This window comes from Hymenobacter elongatus (genome assembly GCF_004745955.1).
In the GTDB taxonomy this organism is placed as follows: Bacteria; Bacteroidota; Bacteroidia; order Cytophagales; family Hymenobacteraceae; genus Hymenobacter; species Hymenobacter elongatus.
In genome coordinates, this window is the sequence record NZ_SRLD01000001.1 from 1 (window position 1) to 23,270 (window position 23,270).

General features: G+C 61.4%; 20 protein-coding genes. 8 read left to right on the plus strand and 12 right to left on the minus strand.

Annotated elements, in window-relative coordinates; all coding sequences use genetic code 11:
• Nucleotides 1–551: 551 nt before the first annotated feature.
• Nucleotides 552–1,469 carry a polysaccharide deacetylase family protein gene (locus E5J99_RS00005; RefSeq protein WP_135495647.1) on the minus strand — a complete coding sequence of 306 codons (918 nt, stop codon included), beginning with the start codon at nucleotides 1,467–1,469 and terminating at the stop codon, nucleotides 552–554.
• Nucleotides 1,470–1,603: 134 nt separating this feature from the next.
• On the opposite strand from E5J99_RS00005, the gene dapA reads away from it, so the two are divergent.
• Entirely contained in the window at nucleotides 1,604–2,473 is an 870-nt protein-coding gene (gene dapA / locus E5J99_RS00010) for a 4-hydroxy-tetrahydrodipicolinate synthase (protein WP_135495648.1), read from the plus strand.
• A gap of 192 nt (nucleotides 2,474–2,665) precedes the next feature.
• Here dapA and E5J99_RS00015 read toward each other — a convergent pair whose 3' ends face one another.
• Nucleotides 2,666–3,400 carry a (Fe-S)-binding protein gene (locus tag E5J99_RS00015; protein ID WP_135495649.1) on the minus strand — a complete coding sequence of 245 codons (735 nt, stop codon included), beginning with the start codon at nucleotides 3,398–3,400 and terminating at the stop codon, nucleotides 2,666–2,668.
• Nucleotides 3,401–3,755: 355 nt separating this feature from the next.
• The gene (locus tag E5J99_RS00020; protein WP_135495650.1) at nucleotides 3,756–4,604 is read right to left on the minus strand and encodes a hydroxymethylglutaryl-CoA lyase; all 849 of its coding nucleotides are present in this window, start codon (nucleotides 4,602–4,604) and stop codon (nucleotides 3,756–3,758) included.
• Nucleotides 4,605–4,710: 106 nt separating this feature from the next.
• Between E5J99_RS00020 and E5J99_RS00025 the strand changes: the two genes are divergently transcribed.
• Entirely contained in the window at nucleotides 4,711–6,063 is a 1,353-nt protein-coding gene (locus tag E5J99_RS00025; RefSeq protein WP_135495651.1) for a M23 family metallopeptidase, read from the plus strand.
• Between the two features lie 123 nt (nucleotides 6,064–6,186).
• On the opposite strand, the gene E5J99_RS00030 is transcribed toward E5J99_RS00025, so the two are convergent.
• The 3 genes from E5J99_RS00030 to E5J99_RS00040 form a co-directional block, all read right to left on the minus strand.
• Nucleotides 6,187–6,783 carry a hypothetical protein gene (locus tag E5J99_RS00030; protein ID WP_135495652.1) on the minus strand — a complete coding sequence of 199 codons (597 nt, stop codon included), beginning with the start codon at nucleotides 6,781–6,783 and terminating at the stop codon, nucleotides 6,187–6,189.
• Nucleotides 6,784–6,957: 174 nt separating this feature from the next.
• Nucleotides 6,958–7,674 (minus strand): hypothetical protein, encoded by a 717-nt coding sequence (locus E5J99_RS00035; protein WP_135495653.1) that lies wholly within the window; start codon nucleotides 7,672–7,674, stop codon nucleotides 6,958–6,960.
• Nucleotides 7,671–9,407 (minus strand): S8 family serine peptidase, encoded by a 1,737-nt coding sequence (locus E5J99_RS00040; protein ID WP_135495654.1) that lies wholly within the window; start codon nucleotides 9,405–9,407, stop codon nucleotides 7,671–7,673. The genes E5J99_RS00035 and E5J99_RS00040 overlap by 4 nt, the downstream gene beginning before the upstream one ends.
• Before the next feature lie 317 nt (nucleotides 9,408–9,724).
• Here E5J99_RS00040 and E5J99_RS00045 point away from each other — a divergent pair, with 317 nt between their 5' ends.
• Entirely contained in the window at nucleotides 9,725–10,558 is an 834-nt protein-coding gene (locus tag E5J99_RS00045; protein ID WP_135495655.1) for an OmpA/MotB family protein, read from the plus strand.
• A gap of 347 nt (nucleotides 10,559–10,905) precedes the next feature.
• Here the strand turns inward: E5J99_RS00045 and E5J99_RS00050 are convergent, their stop codons facing one another.
• The 5 genes from E5J99_RS00050 to surE form a co-directional block, all read right to left on the minus strand.
• Entirely contained in the window at nucleotides 10,906–11,487 is a 582-nt protein-coding gene (locus tag E5J99_RS00050; RefSeq protein WP_167851908.1) for a 2'-5' RNA ligase family protein, read from the minus strand.
• A 177-nt stretch (nucleotides 11,488–11,664) separates the two neighbouring features.
• Nucleotides 11,665–13,059 carry a M20/M25/M40 family metallo-hydrolase gene (locus tag E5J99_RS00055; protein WP_135495657.1) on the minus strand — a complete coding sequence of 465 codons (1,395 nt, stop codon included), beginning with the start codon at nucleotides 13,057–13,059 and terminating at the stop codon, nucleotides 11,665–11,667.
• Between the two features lie 163 nt (nucleotides 13,060–13,222).
• Entirely contained in the window at nucleotides 13,223–13,783 is a 561-nt protein-coding gene (locus E5J99_RS00060) for a histidine phosphatase family protein (RefSeq protein WP_135495658.1), read from the minus strand.
• 12 nt (nucleotides 13,784–13,795) lie between these two features.
• Nucleotides 13,796–14,797, minus strand: a complete 1,002-nt coding sequence (locus E5J99_RS00065) for a DUF1028 domain-containing protein (protein ID WP_135495659.1) — start codon at nucleotides 14,795–14,797, stop codon at nucleotides 13,796–13,798.
• A 245-nt stretch (nucleotides 14,798–15,042) separates the two neighbouring features.
• Nucleotides 15,043–15,933, minus strand: coding sequence for a 5'/3'-nucleotidase SurE (gene surE, locus E5J99_RS00070; RefSeq protein WP_135495660.1), 891 nt, complete (start codon nucleotides 15,931–15,933; stop codon nucleotides 15,043–15,045).
• A 130-nt stretch (nucleotides 15,934–16,063) separates the two neighbouring features.
• On the opposite strand from surE, the gene E5J99_RS00075 reads away from it, so the two are divergent.
• The 5 genes from E5J99_RS00075 (at nucleotide 16,064) to E5J99_RS00095 (ending at nucleotide 21,578) form a co-directional block, all read left to right on the plus strand.
• On the plus strand, nucleotides 16,064–16,720 hold the full coding sequence (locus E5J99_RS00075; RefSeq protein ID WP_135495661.1) for a hypothetical protein: 657 nt from the start codon (nucleotides 16,064–16,066) through the stop codon (nucleotides 16,718–16,720).
• A 134-nt stretch (nucleotides 16,721–16,854) separates the two neighbouring features.
• On the plus strand, nucleotides 16,855–17,289 hold the full coding sequence (locus E5J99_RS00080) for a DoxX family protein (protein ID WP_135495662.1): 435 nt from the start codon (nucleotides 16,855–16,857) through the stop codon (nucleotides 17,287–17,289).
• A 337-nt stretch (nucleotides 17,290–17,626) separates the two neighbouring features.
• Nucleotides 17,627–19,393, plus strand: a complete 1,767-nt coding sequence (locus tag E5J99_RS00085) for a M14 family metallopeptidase (protein ID WP_135495663.1) — start codon at nucleotides 17,627–17,629, stop codon at nucleotides 19,391–19,393.
• Between the two features lie 286 nt (nucleotides 19,394–19,679).
• The gene (locus tag E5J99_RS00090; RefSeq protein WP_135495664.1) at nucleotides 19,680–20,573 is read left to right on the plus strand and encodes an ABC transporter ATP-binding protein; all 894 of its coding nucleotides are present in this window, start codon (nucleotides 19,680–19,682) and stop codon (nucleotides 20,571–20,573) included.
• 240 nt (nucleotides 20,574–20,813) lie between these two features.
• Nucleotides 20,814–21,578 (plus strand): ABC transporter permease, encoded by a 765-nt coding sequence (locus E5J99_RS00095; RefSeq protein ID WP_135495665.1) that lies wholly within the window; start codon nucleotides 20,814–20,816, stop codon nucleotides 21,576–21,578.
• 324 nt (nucleotides 21,579–21,902) lie between these two features.
• On the opposite strand, the gene E5J99_RS00100 is transcribed toward E5J99_RS00095, so the two are convergent.
• On the minus strand, nucleotides 21,903–22,709 hold the full coding sequence (locus E5J99_RS00100; RefSeq protein ID WP_135495666.1) for a hypothetical protein: 807 nt from the start codon (nucleotides 22,707–22,709) through the stop codon (nucleotides 21,903–21,905).
• Between the last annotated feature and the right edge of the window lie 561 nt (nucleotides 22,710–23,270).

A 23,270-nucleotide genomic window follows, 5' to 3' on the forward strand; every position in this document is an offset into this window, starting at 1 on the left:
GCGCCCCCATCAAGGTCTGAAGGGCCAAACCCCCGCGCAAATCTTCGCCCAAAACCCTACCTTCAACACCTCGTCCATTTGCTTAACAAACCCCGCCTAAACTGTCCAGTTTTTGGGGAGTAGTACAATGTGACCGACTGCAAGCGGCTGGGTGCTAATGCTACGCAACAAATTGACAATTGAAGCTTGTTCTTAGAAGCTGTTTGAGGTAGCAAAAAAATATTCTAAAACGGTCATACTGAGCTTGTCGAAGCATCTCTACCGCTTCCTTGCACTGCTCAAACGAAGCGGTAGAGATGCTTCGACAAGCTCAGCATGACCGTTTCTAATTACCCAAATAGCTTCTTAGCCTGTAGCAATGAGAATGTGCGTGACCAGGTATTAGCGAATCTGATTGCTTTGCCACCTGCGGTTTTTCTACTTGACGCAGAAAGCCCCGACGCAAACTAACGTCGGGGCCTTCTGCTGGTACAAAGTTTGGCACATTATACAGAACGGATTGCTACGCTCTGCTCGCAATGACAGACGATTAAGTCGCCTCTGGCCGCTGCTTAGAAACTCTGTACGATGCTGTTGTGCAGCGTCCGGGGTGTCCAGTAGCCGCTGGCGATGATGCGGCGGATGGTGAACAACGGGTCAATCGGGTCGCGCTTCTCAGCCAGAATGTAGGCCCCTACGAAACCGCGCTTCTTCAGCTCCGGAATGGCCTGCTGATTCCAGAGGCCGAAGGGGAAGGCGAAGTAGTTGATTTTCTTGCCCGTGATTTCCTCCAGGGTTTTGGTGGGCTTCTCGATCTGCGTCACCCAATCCTGGCCCTGGTACTTCTTCACGTTGTGGTGGTCCCAGGTGTGGGAGCCGATAACGTTGCCCTCATCCGAGAGCTGCTTCACCTGCGCCTTGCTCATGTAGTTGGGCCGGCCCAGGCTCACGGTCATGATGAAGTACACGGCCTTGAAGCCGTACTTCTCGAGCGTGGGGCGAGCCACGGTGAACTGGTCGAGGTCGGTGTCGTCGAAGGTGAGCATGATGGGCTTGCTCGGCAGCTTGGCCCCCGTGGTCAGGTAGGCATGGAGCTGGTCGGGCAGCACGGTGTGGTAGCCGCTGTCGGCCAGCATCTTGATCTGGTCCCGAAACTTCTGCACCGGCACGATGTAGTCTTTAGCCCCTTTCGAGTCCTTGGCACGCCAGTCCCGAATCTGGTGGTAGCAGAGAATGGGCACCTGGGGGCGGGCCGTGATGGTGGCCGCGTCGGCAATGCTGCCGGCCGGGATGCTGTTTGGATCGGGCGCGGGCGTAGTGCTGGCTTCGGTGGCAGCGCTGGGGGCTACGGGCGCGGCGGCCGAGTCGGCGGCGGGTTCAGCGGTGGGGCTGCCGACTTCGGTAGCCGTGGCGGGCTTGGTTTCGCAGGCAGTGAGAAAGGTGCTGGCGGCCAGAGCGGCGGCGAAAAGTGGGGTACGGAACAAAATCATGAGGAGAATAGCGGCGGCAACGAGCCAGACCAGGTACTTTTGGGAAGAAAAAAAGCCGGAAGACGACCGGGACCAAGAGCATCGTATCTTCGCCCCGGACCTTCCAAGTCACAAAACAACAGCTATTTCCCCGCATGGACAAACTTCGCGGCACGGGCGTTGCGCTCATCACGCCCTTCACCCCCGCCCCCGACCACGCCGTAGACTACCCCGCCCTGCGCCGTCTACTGGATTTTAACATCGAAGGCGGCGTCGAATACCTCGTCATCAACGGCACCACGGGCGAGTCGCCGACGGTAACGGCCGAGGAGAAAACCGAGATTCTGCGCGTCGTGAAAGAGCACGTAGCCGGCCGTGTGCCGCTCGTGTACGGCATCGGCGGCAACGATACGGCCAGCCTCGAAACCTTACTGCGCACGACCGACCTCGACGGCATCGACGCCATTCTGTCGGCCAGCCCGGCCTATAATAAACCCAGCCAGCAGGGCATCATCCAGCACTACCTGCGCCTGGCCGACCTGAGCCCGCTGCCCATCATTCTGTACAACGTGCCCGGCCGCACCAGCTCCAACCTAACGGCCGACACGACGCTGCGTCTGGCTCAGCACCCCAACATCATCGGCATCAAGGAAGCCAGCGGCAACCTGGAGCAGTGCATGGCCATAGCGGCCCGCCGCCCCGCCGGCTTTCTGCTGCTCAGCGGCGACGATATGTTGACCACGCCCATGATTTCGTTCGGGGCCGAAGGCGTCATCAGCGTGCTGGGCAACGCCTTCCCGCAGCGCATGAGCGACATGACCCGCCTGGCCCTGGCCGGCAACTACGTCGAGGCCACCAAGCTGCTATTCGAGTTTCTGCCCCTGAATCCCTTGATGTATGAGGAAGGCAACCCCGTTGGGGTGAAAGCCGTGCTCGAAGCGCAGGGCATCTGCTCGGGTGCCGTACGCCTGCCCCTGCTCGACGCCACAGAAGGCCTGAAGCAACGGATTCAGCGGCTGCTGTAGTGCTCCTGCCCTTGCCAGGGCAAGTGTTTTGCTGGCAAGCGAAGCACGACCATCCGTCCGCCAGCAGCTCGCCTCGCTCTGGTACCAGAAAGCCCTTTTCCGTTCGTATGGAAAGGGGCTTTTCGCTTCAGGCAGCGCAGTACATTTCAACGGACGGGTGGCCGCGCTTTGCTTGCCAAGACACGCCTCAACTTACCACCCGCTGGCCAGCACATCGGCGACATGCATAGTTTTGATGGGCTTTTTCTCGCGGCGGATATAGGCGTCCAGGTGCATCAGGCAGCTCGTGTCGGTGCTGATGAGGTAGTCGGCGCCGGTGGCCAGGGCGTGCTCCACTTTCTGCTCGGCCATGGCGACCGATATGGCTTCGAATTTCACGGCGAAGGTGCCGCCAAAGCCGCAGCAGGTTTCGGTTTCGGCCATTTCCAGGCGCTCCAGGCCCTGCACGGCGTCGAGGAGCTGGCGCGGGGCCTCCCGAATGCCGCATTCGCGCAGCGCCGAGCACGAATCGTGGTAGGTGTATTTGCCGGGCAGTTGCGCTCCCTGAATGGCTGACACGCCCAGCACATCCACAATGAATTCGGTCATTTCGAAGATGCGCCGCTGCACGCCATGGTACTGCTTCTGCTCGGGCCCGCTTTCAAACAGCCCGGCGTAGGTGTTGCGCACCATGCCCACGCACGAGGCCGATGGGCTCACGATGTAGTGGCCGGGCTCGGAGGGAAAATCGCGCAGAAACTTGGTAGCCACCTGGCAGCTTTCATTTTTGTAGCCGGCGTTGTAGGCCGGCTGCCCGCAGCAGGTCTGGTTACCGTTGTAATGCACCTCGCAGCCCAGCTTCTCCAGCACTTTCACCATGTTCATGGCGGTGTCGGGAAAGAGTTGATCCACGAAGCAGGGTATGAAAAGGTCGACGGCAGTAGGCATGGCGTGTGGGTATATTGTCCGGAGTGAAAACAACTGGCGAGGTTAGAAATAGTCTTCGACCAATTCCCAGGCGGGCAAATTTTGAAAATCCTCGGGGTGAGGCCGCTTGCAGACTTTCGGCCCAAAGCGGTACGGTAAGTAAAGAACTATGAAGTTCTCCTTCCTGAATTCTATTCAATATTCAGTTTCGTCTGATTCTATTCGCTACTCTGTCTCAGGTTCCAAGATGACCGCAATGCAAGCCAATTTCTATCCACAAGGTCAGCTTTGTGGCCTGCTGGTCATACATAGATCTCAACAGCAATGTAGACTCCATAGAACAATTTTAAAGTTGGCCTGACGCAGCAATGACCCGTTAAAAATGAAACACGGAGCCCGCCGCCTGCCAGGCCTGGGTAAAAGCCTTCGGATCAAGCCCGGTTTCCTGCCCCACTTCGGCGAAGTAGGCCACCAGATTCTCCGTGGGCATGTTGCCCGTCAGCTCGTCGGCCGCCATGGGGCAGCCCCCGATGCCGCCCAGGGCGCCGTCGAAGCGGCGGCAGCCGGCGGCGTAGGCGGCGGCTACCTTCTCGCGCCAGGTGCTGGGCGTGGTGTGTAGGTGGGCTCCAAACTCAATAGCCGGAAACGCCGGAATCAGCTGGCTGAACAGCAGCTCGATGGTAGCCGCCGAGGAGGCCCCGATGGTATCGGACAAGGCTACGATGCGCACGTCCATATCGGCCAGCCGCTGGGTGAACTCGGCCACGGTTTCGGGGCTCCACGGGTCGCCGTAGGGGTTGCCAAAGCCCATCGACAGATACGTAACCAGTGTTTTGCCCGACTGCACGCACAGCTCCTGAATGGCGCTCAGCTCCGTCAGGGCCTCCGGAATAGTCTTGTTGGTGTTGCGCAGCTGAAAGGTTTCGGACACCGACAGCGGGAAGCCGATGCACTGAATTTCGGGGTAGGTGGCGGCCGTTTCGGCCCCGCGCAGGTTGGCCACGATGGCCAGCAGCTTGGTGCGCGTCAGCCCCAGGTCGAGGCCGGCCAGCACTTCGGCCGTGTCGCGCAGCTGCGGAATAGCTTTCGGCGACACGAAGGAGCCGAAATCCAGCGTGTCGAAACCCACGCGCAGCAGGGCTTGGAGATAGGCCGTTTTGGTAGCAGTCGGGATAAACTCGGTCAGGCCCTGCATGGCGTCGCGGGGGCATTCGATGAGCTTCATAGGCGGTGGGAAGTAGGTGAAGAGGTAAAAGTAGGCAAGTAGAACCTTCTGCCCGGAAAATGGGGTTTATTCCTTACCTATCTAGCCTGCTATTTCACCCCCGTTAATGCCCCCAATTTCCCTCCGCTCGTCGTTCCGCCTGTTTCTTCTCCTGTTACTCACCGCCTGCGGCAAACAGCAAACCCTGCAAGGCATCTTTCAGAAAAGCACTCCCCACGAAGCCTACGCCCGGCAGCTACGTCAGGCTCACCTCGACGAAACCGCACTCGGCCGCGACTGGTTGGCCGCCGCTGACCGCGCCCTGCGCGATTCGCTGGTCGTGATGCTGCCCTTTCAGGAAACCGGGCTGTTTCGGGCCGAGCGGGCTTCGGCGGCCTCTTACCGGTATGCCGTGCGGGCCGGCGAGCAAATCAACATTAGCCTCACGCTGGCCCCCGGCTCCGACGCGCACGTTTTCCTGGATGCCTATGAGCTGAGCCCCAACCAGCTGCCCAGCCCCATAGCCTCGGCCGACACCACGGCGCTGTCGTTCAGCTACGCCGCCACCGACGACCAGCAGCACTTGCTGCGCGTGCAGCCCGAGCTGCTGCGCGCCGGCCGCTATACGCTGCGCATCCAACGAAGCCCGTCGCTGGGCTTCCCGGTAAAAGGCAAGAACGATGTGGCCGTGGGCAGCTTCTGGGGGGCCGACCGTGACCAGGGAGCCCGGCGGCACGAAGGCATCGACATCTTTGCCAAGCGCGGCACGCCGGCCGTAGCCGTGGTTTCGGGGTTGATAACGCGCACCGGCGAAACGCCCCTCGGCGGCAAAGTTGTGTGGCTGGCCGATACCGAGCACGGCCAGCATATCTATTACGCTCACCTCGACAAGCAGCTCGTGCAGACCGGCCAAGTGGTGCGGGCCGGCGACACGCTGGGCCTGGTCGGCAACACCGGCAACGCCCGCACTACTGCGCCACACCTGCACTTCGGTGTGTACCGCAGCGGCCGAGGAGCCGTCGACCCTTTCCCCTTTGTGCGGCGGGCCGATGCGCTGCCGCCCGCGCCGCGCACCAGTCCGGAACGGCTGGGCCAGTGGGTGCGGGTGCGGGAGAAAACTGCCACTCTGCGCCACAGTCCGGTTGCTAGAGGGGCTACCGTGGGTGCCATGAGCCGCAATACGCCCTTACTCGTGCTGGGCAGCCAGGCGAATTGGTACCGGGTAGAGCAGCCCGACGGCCGTATTGGCTACGTGGCCGCTGAAGCCGTGGTACCCGCCGCCGCACCCGTGCTGCGCCGCGAGGCGCTAGCTGCCGCCACCGACCTATATGCCCGGCCCGCCACCAGCGCCACGTCACTCGATACGCTGCCGGCCCGCAGCCAGGTGGCCGTTTTGGGAGAGTTTCGGGGCTTCCGGCTTGTGCGCAGCACGGCCGGCACCATCGGATGGCTCCCGGCTGCTGCCATGCCTAAAGGGTAGTTGTTGCTTTTTTCTGAAAGTGACTCTTCGCTGATTGCCAGGAGCGCATTATCAGATTGCCTGAACAAAAAAGTCCCGCTACGAGTGTAGCGAGACTTTCTTTAGGGGGGTAGCGGTGAGAGCTTACTCAGCAATAATAACGGCTTTCTGCAGCTTTTTAGCGTATGCAATGCGGCGTTCCTTGCCCCCCACCGTGGTGTAGTCGAAACCCACGGCCTTGGTGTCTTCCTTCACAGCCGCCCACGACTGGGCGTCGATTTCGGCGGGCTGGGTAGCTGCTTTCGGCACAGCTGGCTGCGTGAAGCGGTCTTCGGCAAAGAAGCTGTTCATGCCTTTCAGAATCGCAATTTCCTTGTCGCGCACCGTAGCTGCCTGTGGGTCCTCCAGCTCCCGCTCATCGAGCAGGGCGCTGGCGGGCATTACTTCCTTCCGCAGCGTATCACCAGCACTGTTCACGATAATGAACCGGGCTTGCGCGTTCAGGATTTTGGCCCCTTGCAGCTGCAAAATGAAATTATCCTTGGTTTTGGTATTGGAGAAATAGTGCGAGGCCCGCACCGTGTTGAGCACTGTCCGGCTGCCGACGCGGGTAGTAGCCGTGGGTGGGGTATACACTTTATCAGCGTTCTGCGACGTGCCGACTTCCCGCTCCGTATTGAGACACGAGGTCAGGTGGAGCGACAAAGCCGCGAAAACAGCGGAGAGAACAAGTTTTTTCATTGTGGGGTAATCAACCATCATCTAATCGGTTCGGCAAAATACAAAACGCCCCGAACAGCCTTGCTACCTGGGCGAAGATGCAGTGCTAATTTTGTACCAACTGCAAACTTATTGGGTGCATGTACCCCAAAAACCCGCCGAAGGTTGTCTTTTTACAGTAACCCAGTCACCGCCTCAAAGCCAGCCTACCTCCACCCCGAGTACCCAGCGCGGCAGCTCGGGATACTGCGGGTCAACGCCGCCCCGGAAAACGTCGGAAAGCCGGTAGCGGGCGGTGAGGGCATAGCGGCCGGATCCGATGCGCCCGCCCACGCCGTAGGCCCAGCGGCGGGGGTAGTCGAGGCCGTGCTCGGTCACGGTTACGCGCTTGGCTCCGTGGCTTGGCTTGTCTTCGTAGTGGTGCGCCGTGCCGAGGACCCAGCCGCCCCAGCCGCCCACGTCGAGGTAGCGGCCAATTACGTTGCCGCGCCGACCGTAGTTTAGTCGCCCAAAGGCTTCCAGCTGGGCCTGAGGCAGCGCCAGGTATTCGCGGTGATGCTGGGCAGAGGTGGGAACTGTTTTTTGGGGCGTCTGGGCCAGGTAATAGGCTATTCGGGCGTAGCGCACATCGAAGCCCAGGGCCAGGGCCTGCGAAACCCGGAACTTGTTGCGCAGCCCCACCACCAGCTCGGCCGAGCTGCCGTAGCGCACCTCCGCGCCAGTGCCGGCCGCTGGGCCGGCCACCATCCCGAAGCCCAGATAAAAATGATTGTAGTAAGCACGGTTCGGGCCGAAAACACTGCGTGCAGTGTCGGCCGCCAGGTTTTCGCGCAGCAGAACACGCTGGGCCGCGCCCGGCAAAGTGGCCAGAAACAACAGGGTGCCCATCAGCAGGAAATGCAGGCTCCTCATTGCACGGAGTAGCTTTGGGTGATGCCCCGGTAGCAGACGCGCACCGTGTCGCCGGGTCGGAGCGCGCGCACCGGGATTCGGAGCACGGCGCGCTGGGTTACTTCGCGCACCTCGTAGGAGCGCAATACTCCGTGCCGATCGGCAATGTGCCAGTACAAATAGCCGGGGCGCAGCAGCGCCGCCAGCGCCGGCTCGGGCTCGGGTTGGCTTTGGGCTGGCTGTTTGGCCACAGGTGGCACTATATCCTCGCGGCCCACAGCCGACACCTTCGGCGCTGAGCCTACTACCGCTGCCGAGTCGGAATAGAGTGGCAGCACCTGAGCCGGAATAACTGCCGCCTCGGGCCGAATCAGGACGGTCACCACGGTATCCTGTGGCACGAAATCGACGGTAGGCTGGCCACTGGTGCCTGGGCCAACGGGTCGCAGAAAAGCGGCGGCCCGGGGCAGGCCATAGCCATGGGCGTAGTCGAAATAAGGGTACAGATCGGCGCAGGTCTGGAGCTGACTAAAGAGCTGCATCACGGGAAGGTCGCGCTGCTGCTGCCAGGCGCAGGCAGCAAAGCCGGCCATGAGCGGGCTGGCGAAGGAAGTGCCCTGGATGCGGGCATAGCCGCCCGGCACGGCGGCCAGCACCGTGCCGAAGGCAATGACGTTGGGCTTCAGCCGTCGGTCGGCGCTGGGGCCGTAGCTGCTGAAACCGATGTGCAGGTAGGTATCCGGGTCGAGGCCTCCCACGGTCAGCACCGAGTCGGCGTCGGCGGGCGTGCCGATAGTGCGCCACTCGGTGTCCTCCCCATCGTTGCCGGCCGCATTTACGACCAGAATTCCCTTGCGCACGGCCATTTCGGCGGCCCGGGCCACCAGACTGGTTCGGCCATTCATCTGCTCGGGGAAGTAGCGACGGTCGGTGTAGCCCAGCGACGAGTTGATGATATCGGCTCCGTTGCGGTCGGCCCACTCGGCGGCAGCCAGCCAGGCTTCTTCCTCGGCATAAATTTCCCGATTGAGCCGCTCGGTGCGGGCCAGCAGAAACTCGGCCCCGGGGGCCAGGCCGAGCAGCGTACCATCGGGCAGCCGACCAGCCAGGCAGGAAAGCACTTCCGTACCGTGCGTGCCGCCCACAAACACGTCCGGACCGTTTCGCACAAAGTCGTAGGTGGCCACGATACGCTTCTCAGCTACCAGCTGCGCAAAGGCCGGGTGACGGACGGTGCCCACGAAACCGACGTCGAAAATGGCGATGCGCAGGCCCTGCCCCACGAGGCCCGCCTGCCGGAAATCGGTGCTGCCCAGGCTGGTCGTTTGGCGGCGCGCCAACTGCCGGTCGTCGGCCGAAAGGGACATGGAGCCCCGCTCGGCGGGGCCGGGCCGGGCGGCGGGCAGCAGCGGCCTTCCCTCCCACTCTTCGACGCTAAGCACGCCCGGCAGGCGGCGCAGCCGGGCCGCCTGAGCCAGCGTGGCCCGGCACGCCACGGCATTGAACCAACGACTGACCAGCGTTACGGAATCAGTAAAGGCCCGAATCTGGCGGACGAAATCGGGCCGAACGGGAAAGTCGGTGCTGTCGGCGGCGGGCAGGTGCTGGCGCTGGCGGCGGGCCTGGGCCGGCGGGGTGAAATAGGTGGCTGGCTCGAAGCACATCCCGGCTTTGTGGCGCAGCCGCACCCAGTAGCGCGTCGTGGGCGGGAGCAACCGCAGCGGAGCGGCCAGCAGCGGAGCGCTGGTCAGCACGAGCCAGCAAACGGCTATCAGGCGTGTGTTCCAATCAAAACAAGACCAACGACGAGGCACAGACAAGGTGGCGCGGAATAAAATGCGGGCGGGAATGTAGCAGGGAAGGTACGAGGAGCGCGGGAAAACGCGGCTCTGCGGGGAAGAAAATCGGCGGCCTGCAAACCGGGGCTTACACCAGAATTCGGGTATCGGCTGCGCGGGCCGTACTGGCAAAGTGCGGCGGCGGCGGTAGTGGGCGGCAAACGCGCGGCCCGACAACTCCGCCTGGTACGGCACCGTTTGAAGAAGCAAGTATTTTTACTTCTCCCTCTCTTATGAACCACTCCTTTCTTCGTCCAGCCGTTGTTGTTGCTCTCAGTGCCAGTATACTGGGGCTCGGCAGCAGCTGCGTTTCTCAGAAACAATATACCGCCCTGCAAACCCAATACGAGGACCTGACCAAATCCCGGGAACAGCTGCAGGCCCAGAAAACGGCGCTGGAGCAGGAGAAGGCAAGCAACGAAAATGCGCTTCGCTCCAACCTGCTCAATAAGAACCAGCAGGTCAATCAGCTCAACGACAACCTCAGCGGCGCCCAGCAGACCAATACCCAGCTCTCGGCCGATTTGCGCTCCAAGGAACAGCGCATTGCCGAAATGCAGCGCATTCTGGACCAGAAAGATGCCGCCGTGAAGTCGTTGCGCCAGAAAGTAGGCGACGCGCTCCTCGGCTTTAATGCCAACGACCTGACGGTGAACGTGAAGAACGGCAAGGTGTACGTGTCGTTGTCGGAGCAGCTATTGTTCAAGTCGGGCTCTACGAAAGTGGACCCCAAGGGCCAGGAAGCCCTGAAAAAGCTGGCTACGGCGCTGCAGGGCAACCAGGATGTGAATGTGCTGGTGGAAGGCCACACCGACAATGTGCCCATCTCGAAAGGGACGCTCGGCATGAAGGACAACTGGGACCTGAGCGTGCTGCGCGCCACCGAAATCACCCGAATTCTGGCCGACTCGGGGCTAAACCCTGCGCAGGTAACGCCTTCAGGCCGCTCGCAGTTTGTACCGGTAGCAGCCAACACCACACCCGCCGAAAAAGCCATGAACCGCCGCACCGAAATCATCCTGACGCCTAAGCTCGACGAGCTGTTCCAGATTTTGGAGGCCAACTAAGCGTGTGTTTAGAGTTGTCCTGCGGCAGCTCTTTCAGTTTGGCGGATATGCTGTTAATGTCACTTCTCAACGACTTTTAACACGCACCAGCCCCCAGCCATTGTTTCGACCGAGACAATGAAGCTGTTTGGAAAGTCAAAAGCACGTCATGCTTGATCTGGCGTCCGCGAAGTCGAAGCGGTAGAGATGCTTCGACTTCGCGGACGCCAGATCAAGCATGACGTGCTAATTGCGGTTGGCGACTTTTTAAACAGCTTCAATAGCTGGGGGCTGTGTAGCGACTGCTAGGTGCGAGCTGCTCCTTCGAGCTGTTGAAAGAGAGCTGCGGTGGGTCTTGCTCCTCACTCTCACTCTCCGGTCAACAAAAACTCCTGCACCTGGCGCCATTGCTGACCATCATGGCGAAACAGGACGAGGCTGGTCACGGGAAACGTGGCTTCGTAGTGGCGGGCGGCAAAATCCTGGCGCAGTTCTGGCACATCGGCAGCCGGCAAATCCCGCGTGGCCAGCGTCATGTGAGGCGTGAAGGGCCGGGTTTCGTGCGGCACCTGCGGTACATATTCGGCGCACCACTTGAGCAGCGCCGCGTGAAAAGCTTGTATAGCTTCGGGCTGGGCAACCTGCACAAACAGCGTACGGCTGCCAAACCAGCGAAAACTCCGCAGTCCAACATCGAAACTGGGCTGGGTTTGGGCAAAGTCGGCCAATGCGCTACGCAGCGCGGCCTCAAACGTGGCGGATTGGCGCAGCGGCGGAATTAGGGTGATGTGCGGAGGCAGGCGCACGGCGTTGCGGCTACCGGTGCGCTGGTGCACTTCCTGCTTCAGCGCCCATACCGCCGAAAATACCGGCTCCGGCGGCAACACCGCCACCAGGAATAAGGGTGATTGTGCCGTAGGCCGTCGTACTGTGGTGAGTTCCTCGCTCATCTGTTGTGTGGGAGGTTGGACAGGAAGCAGAGGAATCGTCATGCTGAGCTTGCCGAAGCATCTCGCGTGCTGACGTAGAAGTAGTACTTCAACGACTGCCCGCGAGGTGCTTCGACAAGTTCAGCATGACACAATAATCAAAAATCCAAACACGCTCTTACCTACTACACTCCTCGCCTACAGGCCGTATTTACTCAGCAGATAAATCAGGCCGGCCATGCTGGCGCCGCCCAGCTCCAGCTCGCGGCGGTTTACCTTGTCGAACGTATCGGCTCCGGTGTGGTGAATGTCGAAGTAGCGCTGGGAGTCGCAGTCGTAGCCAATAAGGGCTTTGGTTTGCTCTTTCAACGGCTCAATATCGGTGCCGGCGTGACCGGCCGTAAACTCGCCACTGCCGTAGGGCCGAAACAGGGGCTGCCACTGCTGAATCTTTTTGACAGTAGCGGCCGGCGCTTCAATGTTGAACCCGCGCGGCGTAAACCCGCCGCCGTCTGACTCCATAGCCGCCAGATGCTTTTCGTTGGCCGCTTTGGCCAGTTCGGCGTATTTGTTGCCGCCGCGCACGCCGTTTTCCTCGTTCATGAACAGCACCGCCCGCACCGTACGCTCGGGCTTCAGTCCGGCTGCCTTCAGCAAACGTAGCGCCTCCATGCTCTGCACGCACCCCGTGCCATCGTCGTGGGCACCCTCGGCCAAGTCCCAGGAATCGAGGTGGCCACCTACCACGATAATTTCGTCGGGGTATTTAGTGCCTTTAATTTCGCCCACTACATTATAGCTTTTCACGTCGGGCAGCGTCTGGCAGGCCATTTCCAGCTCAAAGGTGAGGCCGGGGTCCGCTTTGAGCAGCTGGCTGAGTCGGTCGGCCCCATTAGTGCTCAGGGCAGCCGCCGGAATCTTGGTCACCTTGTCGTCGTAGCGCATCGCGCCGGTATGCGGAAACTCGTCGTGCGCCAGCGACAATGACCGCACCAGGGCCCCCACGGCCCCGCGCTTAGCGGCTTCCACGGCGCCGTTGCGGCGTTGGTCGCCGGCCTCGCCGTACGCCTGCCCGCTCTCAATGTAAGCCGGGTTCATAGGACGGTTGAACAGCACGAACCGGCCCCGAATCTTCTCGTCGGGCAAGGCGGCCAGCTCGGCCCAGGTTTTCACCTCCACTACCTGCGCCCGCAGCTTGCCGTTGGTGCCCACCGAACCACCCAAGGCACAGACGTTCATATCGACGCCCTTACCCTTGTCGGCCCGTATTTCCCCTTTTTCCTTCGCGCCCCGCACCCAGTGCGGCACCATCACCTCCTGCAGGTACACGCGGTCCAGCCCCAGCTTTTCCATGGTGGTTTTGCCCCACTGCACGGCCTGCTCGGCCTGGGGCGAGCCACTGAGCCGCCCCCCGATTTTGCCGGTCAGGTAGCGCAGGTTTTCGTAGCTCTGCCCGCGCAGCAAGGCCTCGTCGTAGATTTTGCGCAGGTTGAGCGAGTCGGTTTTAGCCGTAGTCTGGGCCGTAGCGTCTGTCAGCAACAGCACGAAGCCCGCCGCCAGAGTATGGCGCAGGAAGGAAGGAAAGCGTAGCATGAACGAGGAAGTTGGGAGTAAAACCGGCGAGTAAGGTGGCTCATCGGCGCAAGGTCTAAAGTCAGATACTGGAAAGGAAGCCGGCAGCAACAAGGGCGCAAGTGCTAGCCGCAAGGTTGCGTCGAGCAGGGCATGGCGGGCCTCAACGGCTGCTGGAGGCCCGTTATTGGGCTCCGTAGCGGCTGGCGTCCACCGTAGGCGCACCGCTGGACGGCAGCTTCACCTCTAGCAGGTAGCTGAACTCGTTGTCGTTGACGATGGCCACCGGGCGGGTGACGCCCAGCGCCTCCGCCGTTTCCAGAATGGTATTGGAATGGCCCACTACCACCACCGTTTTGCCCGCGAATTCCCCGCGAATCCGGTCGGCCAGCGCGCCTAGCTGCCGGGCATCATACACCTGAGGCGTGAGCTGGCGGGCGGCGGCCAGCGGCGCTACGGTAGTGCGGGTACGGGTGGTGTTGGTGGTAAAAATAGCCACAACAGGCTGCTGGCCGATTTTGTCCCGCAGGGCCGTGGCCCGCTGCTCGCCGGCGGGCGTCAGGGCTGGGTCGGCGAGGCCAGGCGTGGGGTCTTTTTCGGCGTGCCGCACGATGTACACTGTAGTTACGACGGCAGCCGTGGGCGGGGTAGTCGCGCAGCCAAATGCGGTCAGCAACAGGGCCAGCAGACAGCTATTGAAGGCGAAAGCGCGCTTACCGGCAAGAAAAAGGAGGAAGTAGTGCATGAAGGGAGTAGGCTATTTTAACGCTAGAATCTGTTGCAGCTCGGCCGCCGAAACCGTCAACAGGCCGACTTTGGGCAGCCGCTCGGTGAGCGTACGCCAGTTAGGCTCCTGCCGGAAAATCGGCTTCAGCAGCGCCAGAGCGGCGGGCAACTGCTGCTTGTTGGCCAGAGAAATGGCGTGCCAATACTGCATTTCCAGGTTCTGGGGAAACATCTTTTCGGCGGCCTGGTATTCCTCAATGGCGCGGGTCATGTCGTTTTTTTCCACGGCCAGGTCGCCGGCATTCATGTGGTCGTAGGCGCGGGTGAGGCGCAGCAGGCGGGCCAGCTCGGGCAGCGGCGCGGCGCTGTCATCTACCCGCAGGTCGATGAGGCGGTCGTCCCAGGGGGCGGCAGTGGCCTGGCCCCGCACCACCAGCAAGGCTGCCGACTGCTTGCCCCGAATGTCGCCCCCGGCCGCCTGGGCCGCTTCCAGAGCCGACAGCACCCGCTCGGCGAAGGGCAGCCGGGCATTTTGCTCGTAGGCTTTGGCCATGGCGGGCCATACCTTATCGGTCAGCATCATATTGGCCTGCACCGAAAACTGACTGCCTTTCTGGTGGCCAGCCATATCGACGCACTTGTTGCCGGTGTGCGTGGCCACGTTGCCGCGGGCATCCACAATGGCTACCTGGCGCACGTCGCGGCCCTCATCGGTAGCCAGTAGCTCGTCGAGGGCCTGCTGGGCAGTTTTGCCGCTTTTCAGCAAGGCTAACCCACGCGTCCCGAACGACTTATTGACAAACGACTGCGTGGCCACCACCCCCACGCCCGCTTCGCCCCACGAGACGGCCGTGCCCACCGAAAACCAGTGGCTTTGCACCGCCACGGCCATGTCGCCGGTGGCCGGGTCGCGGGCCACGATGGAAAACGTGTGCGCCAGCGGATCGGAGGCGGTATAGACCTGCGCGGCGGCGGGCCGGGCCAGGCCCAGCACCAGTAGCGCAGCCAGGTAAAGGCGGGTTTTGAGCAGCATGAACGAGGAAGGAAGCGTGAACGGGCCGGAAGATAAAGCAGAAATCCTACCGGAGTAAACCCACAGCTACTGCTGAGAAGAATTCGAAGCACGCCGGGCAATAACGAAACGAGAAGACGCTGGTATCGGCCAGCTGCGCCGGCGGGCTGATACGGAGCGGATGACTACCATTTGCAACGCCTGACCCCGAAACGCCACGAGCCCCGAAAAGGACTTTCGGGGCTCGTGGGTACGCAGCGCGCCGCCTACTTCTTGGCCGCTTTTTTGGCCCCCGGGGCCGCTTTGGCGGTGGCCGCCGGTTGGGGAGAAGTCGTTTTTTTAGCCGCTGCCGGCGCTTTGGCGGGCGTGCCCAGCGTCAATTGCCAGCTGCTGCTCATTTGGGTCAGCCCGTGCAGGGCCGTCAGGTCGTACTGGCAGGGCACGATGGAAATGTAGTTGTTGGCCAGCGCCACCTCGTCGGTGTCCTCGCCCTGGTCCTCGTTCACGAAGTTGCCGATCAGCCAGTAATACGGGCGGTTGTGCGGGTCGTGGCGCAGGTCAAATTCCTCCTGCCACTTCGCCCGGGCCTGCCGGCAGAGCTTGGCCCCCACGATGGGCCGGGCCGACTTCTTCGGAATATTGACGTTCAGGGCCGTGCCGGCCGGAATGCCATTGGCCAGGGCCTGCCGGGTAATATGCTCCACCCATTCCTCGGTGTGCGAAAAATCGGCCTGGTGGCCGTAGTCGCACAGCGAGAAGCCAATGGCGGGCAGCCCTTCGATAGCCGCCTCAATGGCCGCCGACATCGTGCCCGAGTACAGCACATTTACGCTGGAGTTGGAGCCGTGGTTAATACCGGATACGACGATGTCGGGCCGCCGGTCTTTGAGCACAAAATGCTTGGCCAGCTTCACGCAGTCGGCGGGCGTACCGCTGCACTCGTAGGCTTCGATGCCCTCGAAAATAGTGCTGGGGTCGAGGCGCAGGGAAGTGCCGATGGTGATGGCGTGGCCCATGCCCGACTGCGGCGAGTTGGGCGCTACCACCACTACCTCCCCGATGCGCCGCATCACGCGCACCAGCATGGCAATGCCGGGGGCCGTGATGCCATCATCGTTAGAAATCAAAATCAGCGGTTTGCGGGCTTTGGGACTCACGGGCAGCGGGGGTTAAAGTCAGAATATACGTGCAAAGGTACACAAGGCCACGGCTTGCACTGTTACGGCTACGTAAAGCTGATCCGTACTCTAACGCCCGGCCCCCCGACCGCCGTACTTCTTTTCTACCATGATCCACTCTCTTTTCCGTGGTGCCGCCGCAGTGGTGCTCGGGGCTTGCCTAAGCGCCTGCGACTCGTCGTCGTCGTCCCGCACCCCAGCCGCTTCCGCCGGCGCCGAAACGCCCTTCGCGGGTACCAACGGCGCCACCGACCCGGCCGCGCTCAGTACCTCGGCGGCCCGCCTTCCCGACTCGCTGCACCTGATTAGCCCGAGCCGCGTGGGGCGGCTGCGCCTTAACATGAAGGAGCACGAGCTGCTGGCCGTGGTGCCCGCCGCCCAGCTGACCAAAAGCACCCACCAGTTTGAGGGAGCCACCTACCCGGCATACCGCATGCGCGATGCCCAGCAGCCCACGGCCCCCGCGACTATCCTGGAATTCATTGGCTCCGACTCTACCCAGTACACCCTGCGCCGCATCCGGATCTACGACCCGCAGTATCGCACGGCCGAGGGTATTGGGGTGGGCTCCCCGTTCGGCGCGGCCCGGCAAGTATATGGCCTCACGCGGGTGCGGCAGGACGAGGACGATTTTGTGGCCATCTCGGGCGAGATGCGCATTGGCTGGATTCTGGACGAAAACTCGTTGCCCGCCAGGCACGGCAACGACATCAGCACGTCGGAAATCCCCCCGGCAACGCGCATCATGGGGGTTCGAGTGCGGTAGCTCCTCCGTACCATTATGGGATTCCGTCATAATTCTTGTACTTTGGCAACGATGGCAGCACGGCTATATTGTCGTTTTTGCTTCCCCCGTCCCCCGTCCCCCGTCCCCCGTCTTAGCCTCTCCTCGCCAGTTTTATGGTCCTGTTTGAAAACCGCTACCACTACCACGATTTGGGCTTGTTGCTGCTCCGCATCGGGATTGGGGTTATGTTCACGATTCATGGCTACCCCAAGCTGATGGGCGGGCAGGAATCGTGGGTTCAACTGGGAGGCGTTATGAAAATGGTCGGTATCAGCTTCGCGCCGGCGGTGTGGGGCTTGCTGGCCGCCCTGGCCGAAGCTGTGGGTGGGCAGTTGTTGGCGCTGGGCCTGTTTTTTCGCCTGGCCTGCGCTTTTCTGCTGGCAACTATGCTGATGGCCGCCCTCATGCACGTGCTCAGCGGCGACGACTTCAATACTTACTCCCACGCGCTGGAATCAGCTATTCTGTTCCTGGGGTTGCTCTTTATCGGCCCCGGCAAGTACAGCCTCGACCAAGCGCTGTTTCCGCACCGCCGCCGCCTCTACTAGGCCGGGTGAACCGTAATCGAAAAAGCAGTCCTGAATGCTTTTTGAACGTCATGTCGAGCATTCTGCGCATCAAGCAGCGAACGAGACATCTCACGTGCGGTCGTCTGAGTAACAATGCAACGACCGACCGCAAGATGGCTCGCCAAGGCTCGGCAGGACGTTCTGGAAAGACGAAAAGCGCTCAACAAACGTTACTATCCCCACGCCCTGAGCTGGGTGAGCAGTACCACCCGAGGCCCCGGCGAAGGAATATTTCGCGAGAGCCACGCGCCGGACGCGCTGGCCCCACAACTGATATTTTAGTCTAGCTTCGCGGCTCCTTGCTACATTCGCCCGCATGCTTGCTTTCCTGCTTTCCACGCTTCTATCGGTAGCCGCTGTGGCTGCCCCGCCCGCCGCCGATTGGCGTACACCCTTTGAAAAAGGCAATGGCAATACCACCACGACCCACGCCGAGTGTATTGCCTACTACCAGCGGCTCGATGATGCCTACCCCGAAATAACCCTGCGGGAAGCTGGCACCACCGATATCGGCCAGCCGCTGCACGAAGTGGTGGTGTCGCTCGACGGCGACGCTGACGCGGCATCGGTGCGGCGCAAAAACCGGCGGATCGTGTTTATTCAGAACGGAATTCATCCCGGCGAGCCCGAGGGCATCGACGCGGCAATGATGCTGGCGCGCGACTACGTGCAGAAAAAGGAGCTGCGGCGGCAGCTGGCCGATGTAACGCTGGTCATCATCCCGATCTATAACGTGGATGGGGCCCTGAACCGCAACGCCACGACCCGCGCCAACCAGAACGGCCCTGAGCAATATGGCTTTCGGGGCAACGCCCGCAACCTCGACCTGAACCGCGACTATATCAAGCAGGATTCGCGCAATGCCCGGGCTTTCGCGCAGCTGTTTCGGCGCTGGCAGCCCGATGTGTACGTGGACACCCACACCTCCGACGGGGCCGACTACCAGTACACCATGACGCTCATTGCCACCCAGAAAGACAAGCTGCATCCGGTGCTCAGCCAGTATATGACCCAGCGCCTGCTGCCGGCACTATATGGCGGCATGGAGAAGCGTAAGTCGCCGATGTCGCCCTACGTAGATTTTGAGGGCCGCACGCCCGACGCCCGGGGGCTGCAGGGTTTTCTGGAAACGCCGCGCTATTCTACCGGCTACGCGGCCTTGTTCAACACCATCGGGTTCGTGACCGAAACCCACATGCTGAAAGCCTACACCCCCCGGGTACGGGCGCAGTACGATTTCCTGGACCTGCTGGTGCGGGCCGTGCACCAAAACGCCGCCCCACTGGCCCAGGCGCGGGCCGAGGCCGACCAGCAGCTTCTAACCCAAGCCCGGTTTCCGCTGGCCTGGGCACTTGACACTACTGCCGTTGAGCAGGTAAATTTTCGGGGCTACGAGGGCAAAACCAAAGCCAGTGAGGTAAGCGGGCAGCCGCGCCTGTGGTACGACCGAAAAGCGCCCTACACCCGCGCCATCAACTATTATAATACCTTTCGGCCTACCGTAAGCGTGGCGCGGCCCGTGGCCTACCTGATTCCGCAGGCCTGGGGCGAAGTAGTGGAGCGGCTGCGCCTGAGCGACGTGCAGCTCCGCCGCCTTACCCGCGACACCGTGCTGAGGAGCGAGGTCTATTACATTGCCGACTACAAAACGGGCCAGCGACCATACGAAGGCCATTATCTGCACACGAAGGTGGAGCTTCGCGCCGAGCAGCAGGCCGTGGCTTTCCACAAAGGCGACTACGTGGCGTACCTCAACCAGCCGGCAGCACGCTACCTCATCGAAACCCTGGAGCCGCAGGCCACCGACTCGTTTTTCGCCTGGGGCTTTTTCGACGGCATTCTGCAGCAAAAAGAGTATTTCTCCGATTATGTATTTGAGGATGTGGCCGCTGAGTTGCTCAAGCGCGACCCCAACCTGCGCCAGCGCCTCGACAAGCTACAGCAGGCCACCCCGGCTTTTGCCGCCAGCGGGGCAGCCCAGCTGGATTTCATGTACCGCCAGTCGCCCAACTACGAAAAGTCGCATCTGCGCTATCCGGTGGTGCGCTGGCAGGGCGGCTCCCTACCAGTGGATTCGCGCTAGCGTAGTTTCGAAGCCACAGCCCGCAGGCGTATTCTATTTTTTTTACTCTGGGTGTAGTTGGGTGGGGTAATTGTCCTGCTGTGGTTGCCGACGCATCTCTAGCGCTTCATTGAGTCGACACGAGTACTGCTGCGGTAGAGATACTTCGGCAAGCTCAGCATGACACACACACGAAAATCAAAATTCCCCCAGTACCCTCTAAACTGTAACAGCGCGCAGGTGTAGCTCGCACCGGTAAGTCACAGGCTCCCGAACCGCCGAAAACAGCATCTTGATACCATATCCCATGATTCTTCAGCTCGATAACCTTTCCAAGCACTACGGCACCACCGCCGCGCTGCGGGGCCTTACTCTGGAGGTAGAGCAAGGCAGCGTATACGGCTTGCTGGGGCCTAACGGCAGCGGCAAAACCACCACCCTGGGCATTGCGCTGGGCGTACTGCGGGCCGACAGCGGCGCGGTGCGCTGGTTTGGGCAGCCACTCTCAACCCAGAGCAAGCAGCGGGTAGGAGCCCTGCTCGAAACGCCCAATTTCTTCCCCTACCTCTCGGCCCGTCAAAACCTGCTGCTGGCCGCCGACGTGAAGCGTGCCGACCCGCGCACCGTAGACGCGGCCCTGGAGCTGGCGGGCCTCACGGCGCGGCAGCACGACGCATTTCGGGGATTTTCGCTGGGTATGAAGCAGCGCCTGGCCCTGGCCTCTACCCTGCTCGGCACCCCCGACGTGCTGGTACTCGATGAGCCCACCAATGGCCTCGACCCCCAAGGTATTGCCGAGGTGCGGGCTCTGATTCAGCGCCTCGCCGCCGAGGGCAAAACCATTATTATCGCCAGCCATTTGCTCGATGAGATTGAGAAGGTGTGCACCCACGTGGCAGTGTTGCAGCGCGGCGAGCTGCGGGCCGCCGGCCCCGTCGGCACCATTCTGGCCGCCACCGACCGGGTGCTGCTACGTCTGGCCGCCGATATAGCCCCGGCCACGCTGCTGCACGCGCTGGGCCAGCTGCCCTGGGTGAGCGACGTACGCCCCGAACCCGGCGGCGGCCACAGCGCCGTGCTGGCTCCCGAGCACTCCCCCGCCGACCTGAACCGGAGCTTATTTGCCCATGGCGTTGTGCTGGCCGGGCTGGAAGTGCGGCACCGCAGCCTGGAAGCGCAGTTTCTGGAGCTTACTAAATAGTGTGATTCGCAGCTTAGGATACGTACCAGGGCAGTGGCGCGACCTGTGTAGTTGCATACCACAACGATTCGACTGGCGCATGACACGCGAACTACACCGGCCGCGCTTTTGGCCCCCAAACGCCAAACTGCTTTAGGCACTCTGGCCCCTGATATGCTCAGGCTACGTTCGACCGGGTTCGCCAGGGTACTTCCCAGGCTTGGCAGCTTCTCCTTTCCCTTACCACTTCATTTTGCCCGCATGCTTCTTCGCGCCGAATTTCGTAAGCTTTTCCCCTACCGCACCGTCTGGGTTATTCTGGCGCTGTATGTACTGCTGCTGGCCGGCTTCGTGTCGGTGGGCGGGGGCGTCACCATCAACGGGAAGCAGCTGGGCAATGCGCTTTACGACTTCCCGACCCTGTGGCCCCGCTTGGCTTACGTAGCGAGCTACTTCAACCTGCTGCTGGGTATTCTGTTCATCATTCTGATTACCGACGAGTTTCAGTTTCGCACCTTTCGCCAGCAGATCATCGACGGCAGCTCGCCGGTGGGCCTCGTGCAGGGCAAGCTGACCGTGTCCGGACTACTGGCGCTGTTCGGGATGGTAGCGGTACTGGGTGTGGGTCTGTTTTTCGGGTTCACCCGAGCACCCAAAACGCTGAGCCACGCCCCCGAAACCATCGGTGCCGTGCTGCTCTACGGCATTCAGGCGCTGGGCTACCTGGCCGTGGCGGGCACGCTGGGCTTTTTGATCCGCAAAAGCGGGCCGGCTATTCTCAGCTTCATGCTCTATGCGTGGGTGGTGGAGCCCTTGATACGCTTTGTCACTCCCGACCAGCTAGACCGTTATTTCCCCGCCAAGGTCTTCGACAGCCTGACGCCCACCCCCGGCCGGGAGATGATAAATACCATCACGGGGTCCTCCAATGCGCTGCTGCCTATCGAGGCCGTGCCCCTGGCCCTGGCCTACATTGCCCTGTTCTGGTTTCTGAGCTACCTGCTGCTGCGCAACCGGGATTTGTAGGAATATGAATGGGTGGGGCGTGCTTGACCTGATGCCCGCGCAGGTCAGGCAAGACAACAAAATTCAGCATTTCGACCATGTTCTAAAGAAAGCCGCCAACAGCTGCCCAAGCGAAGCTGACCCGTTCCCTTTTGGCCAGTGGCACTTTTGTGGTGTTTAGTCTACTTTGAACGTCGTGTCGAGCATTCTACGCATCAAGCAGCGAACGAGACATCTCGCGTGCGGTAGTCCAGGAGTACGCTGGAAGCATCAGCACGCGAGATGTATCACCCTACTCGACAGGACGTTCTCTCTACTTGCTATCCACACAGCTTAGCTCTTTTCCTATTTAGCTTCCTTCTGCAACGAGTTGGCGTAGTTGACGATGAACGCCAGCTCGCGGGCATCGGTGAAGCTGAGCTTATTACCCTTGGCGTACTGTTCTATTTGCTTGGCTTGCTGCCGGTATATGGCCAGCAGGTCCTTTTTTGGATTGCGCAGCGGCAGCACGTTGCCACTAGGCATCCCTAGGTAAAACACATCCTTTATTTCGTTGTAGGAGCCCATTTGCCGGGGCCCGCCGTAGGGGTTACCATAGCCGCCGTAGCCCCCCCGGTACAGCGGGTCGTTGTAAGAAGCAGTGCGCTGCACCAGCGACTCGCGACGCAGCAAAATGTTGGGGCCACCACTGAGCTGCTCAAAAAAGCCCGGCGACTTGAAGTCACTGTAGTCGTTGTCATGGTTCCAGCGGAAGGTGCGAAACACGCGCACCAGGCTGGTATCGACCCGCTCGCGCCGCTCGCGGGGAGGCGCGGAGTAGTAGGGGTTGCCGTAGTAATAGCCCGAGCGGCTGTCGTAAAAATCGTCGTATCCATTGCGCCGGTCGTCTTTCTGGCCTTTCACGGCAAAGCTCTGCACCGCCACCGCCGAGAGCGTGCTGACCGTGTTGTCGGGGAGCGTAATTAGAATAACGTCCTCGGTGCGATGCAGGGCTAGCGGGCCCTGCAACGTGTCGCCGGAGGTGAGCAGAACGGTGCTACCCGCAAACTGTTGGGTGAGGCTCAGGCGCTGGGCCGTGGCCACGGCACTGCCGCCGAGGCCAACAGCGAGGGCCAGCAGGCAGGCCGCGAAAGAAAAACGCAGAGTTTTCATAGCGGAAGAAAGTTAACCCAAAAATCAGGGTATACGGGCACTTACCAGGCTTTTTTGTTGGTATGCTTCCCATGCTTGCATAACCACTGGCGGCAGCACCCGGTTCACCCGTCGGCCGGGCCTGATGGCGGCCTCAAGCCCGGCCGGGCCTGGGGGCATATCCCAGCTTGTGCAGCGTATCGGGTAGCAGCGGCGCGGCTAAGGCGGCGGCGGCTTCCAGGGCTGCGGCCCACATCCGTAGCAGGTGCCACTCGGCCGACCTGACGCACCAGCAGCCAGAGCCGCACGAAGGCCGCAGGCGCGGCTTCGGCCGTGGCGGCGGCTAGAATCTGACACTTGCGGCAACAACAAAATACGGCTCCACGAGGCGGCACAGACGTACCCGCTTTCACCGAGCGGGCCGTGAAGCCAGCGGGGTACGAGAGCAAGAAAACCAGGGAGAATACGGGCAAAACCTCCAGCAACGAGTAAAAAAGGGTCGCCCCGCTGCATGCAGCGGGGCGACCCTTTTTTACTCGTCATACAATAGACTTGTTCCTGAATAAAGCGAAACACAAAAAG

Bases quoted from the DNA above. Each gene is read 5' to 3' on its own strand.
- E5J99_RS00005 (WP_135495647.1), bottom strand. From the start codon at position 1,469: ATGATTTTGTTCCGTACCCCACTTTTCGCCGCCGCTCTGGCCGCCAGC.
- dapA (WP_135495648.1), top strand. From the start codon at position 1,604: ATGGACAAACTTCGCGGCACGGGCGTTGCGCTCATCACGCCCTTCACC.
- E5J99_RS00015 (WP_135495649.1), bottom strand. From the start codon at position 3,400: ATGCCTACTGCCGTCGACCTTTTCATACCCTGCTTCGTGGATCAACTC.
- E5J99_RS00020 (WP_135495650.1), bottom strand. From the start codon at position 4,604: ATGAAGCTCATCGAATGCCCCCGCGACGCCATGCAGGGCCTGACCGAG.
- E5J99_RS00025 (WP_135495651.1), top strand. From the start codon at position 4,711: ATGCCCCCAATTTCCCTCCGCTCGTCGTTCCGCCTGTTTCTTCTCCTG.
- E5J99_RS00030 (WP_135495652.1), bottom strand. From the start codon at position 6,783: ATGAAAAAACTTGTTCTCTCCGCTGTTTTCGCGGCTTTGTCGCTCCAC.
- E5J99_RS00035 (WP_135495653.1), bottom strand. From the start codon at position 7,674: ATGAGGAGCCTGCATTTCCTGCTGATGGGCACCCTGTTGTTTCTGGCC.
- E5J99_RS00045 (WP_135495655.1), top strand. From the start codon at position 9,725: ATGAACCACTCCTTTCTTCGTCCAGCCGTTGTTGTTGCTCTCAGTGCC.
- E5J99_RS00050 (WP_167851908.1), bottom strand. From the start codon at position 11,487: ATGAGCGAGGAACTCACCACAGTACGACGGCCTACGGCACAATCACCC.
- E5J99_RS00055 (WP_135495657.1), bottom strand. From the start codon at position 13,059: ATGCTACGCTTTCCTTCCTTCCTGCGCCATACTCTGGCGGCGGGCTTC.
- E5J99_RS00060 (WP_135495658.1), bottom strand. From the start codon at position 13,783: ATGCACTACTTCCTCCTTTTTCTTGCCGGTAAGCGCGCTTTCGCCTTC.
- E5J99_RS00065 (WP_135495659.1), bottom strand. From the start codon at position 14,797: ATGCTGCTCAAAACCCGCCTTTACCTGGCTGCGCTACTGGTGCTGGGC.
- E5J99_RS00075 (WP_135495661.1), top strand. From the start codon at position 16,064: ATGATCCACTCTCTTTTCCGTGGTGCCGCCGCAGTGGTGCTCGGGGCT.
- E5J99_RS00080 (WP_135495662.1), top strand. From the start codon at position 16,855: ATGGTCCTGTTTGAAAACCGCTACCACTACCACGATTTGGGCTTGTTG.
- E5J99_RS00085 (WP_135495663.1), top strand. From the start codon at position 17,627: ATGCTTGCTTTCCTGCTTTCCACGCTTCTATCGGTAGCCGCTGTGGCT.
- E5J99_RS00090 (WP_135495664.1), top strand. From the start codon at position 19,680: ATGATTCTTCAGCTCGATAACCTTTCCAAGCACTACGGCACCACCGCC.
- E5J99_RS00095 (WP_135495665.1), top strand. From the start codon at position 20,814: ATGCTTCTTCGCGCCGAATTTCGTAAGCTTTTCCCCTACCGCACCGTC.
- E5J99_RS00100 (WP_135495666.1), bottom strand. From the start codon at position 22,709: ATGAAAACTCTGCGTTTTTCTTTCGCGGCCTGCCTGCTGGCCCTCGCT.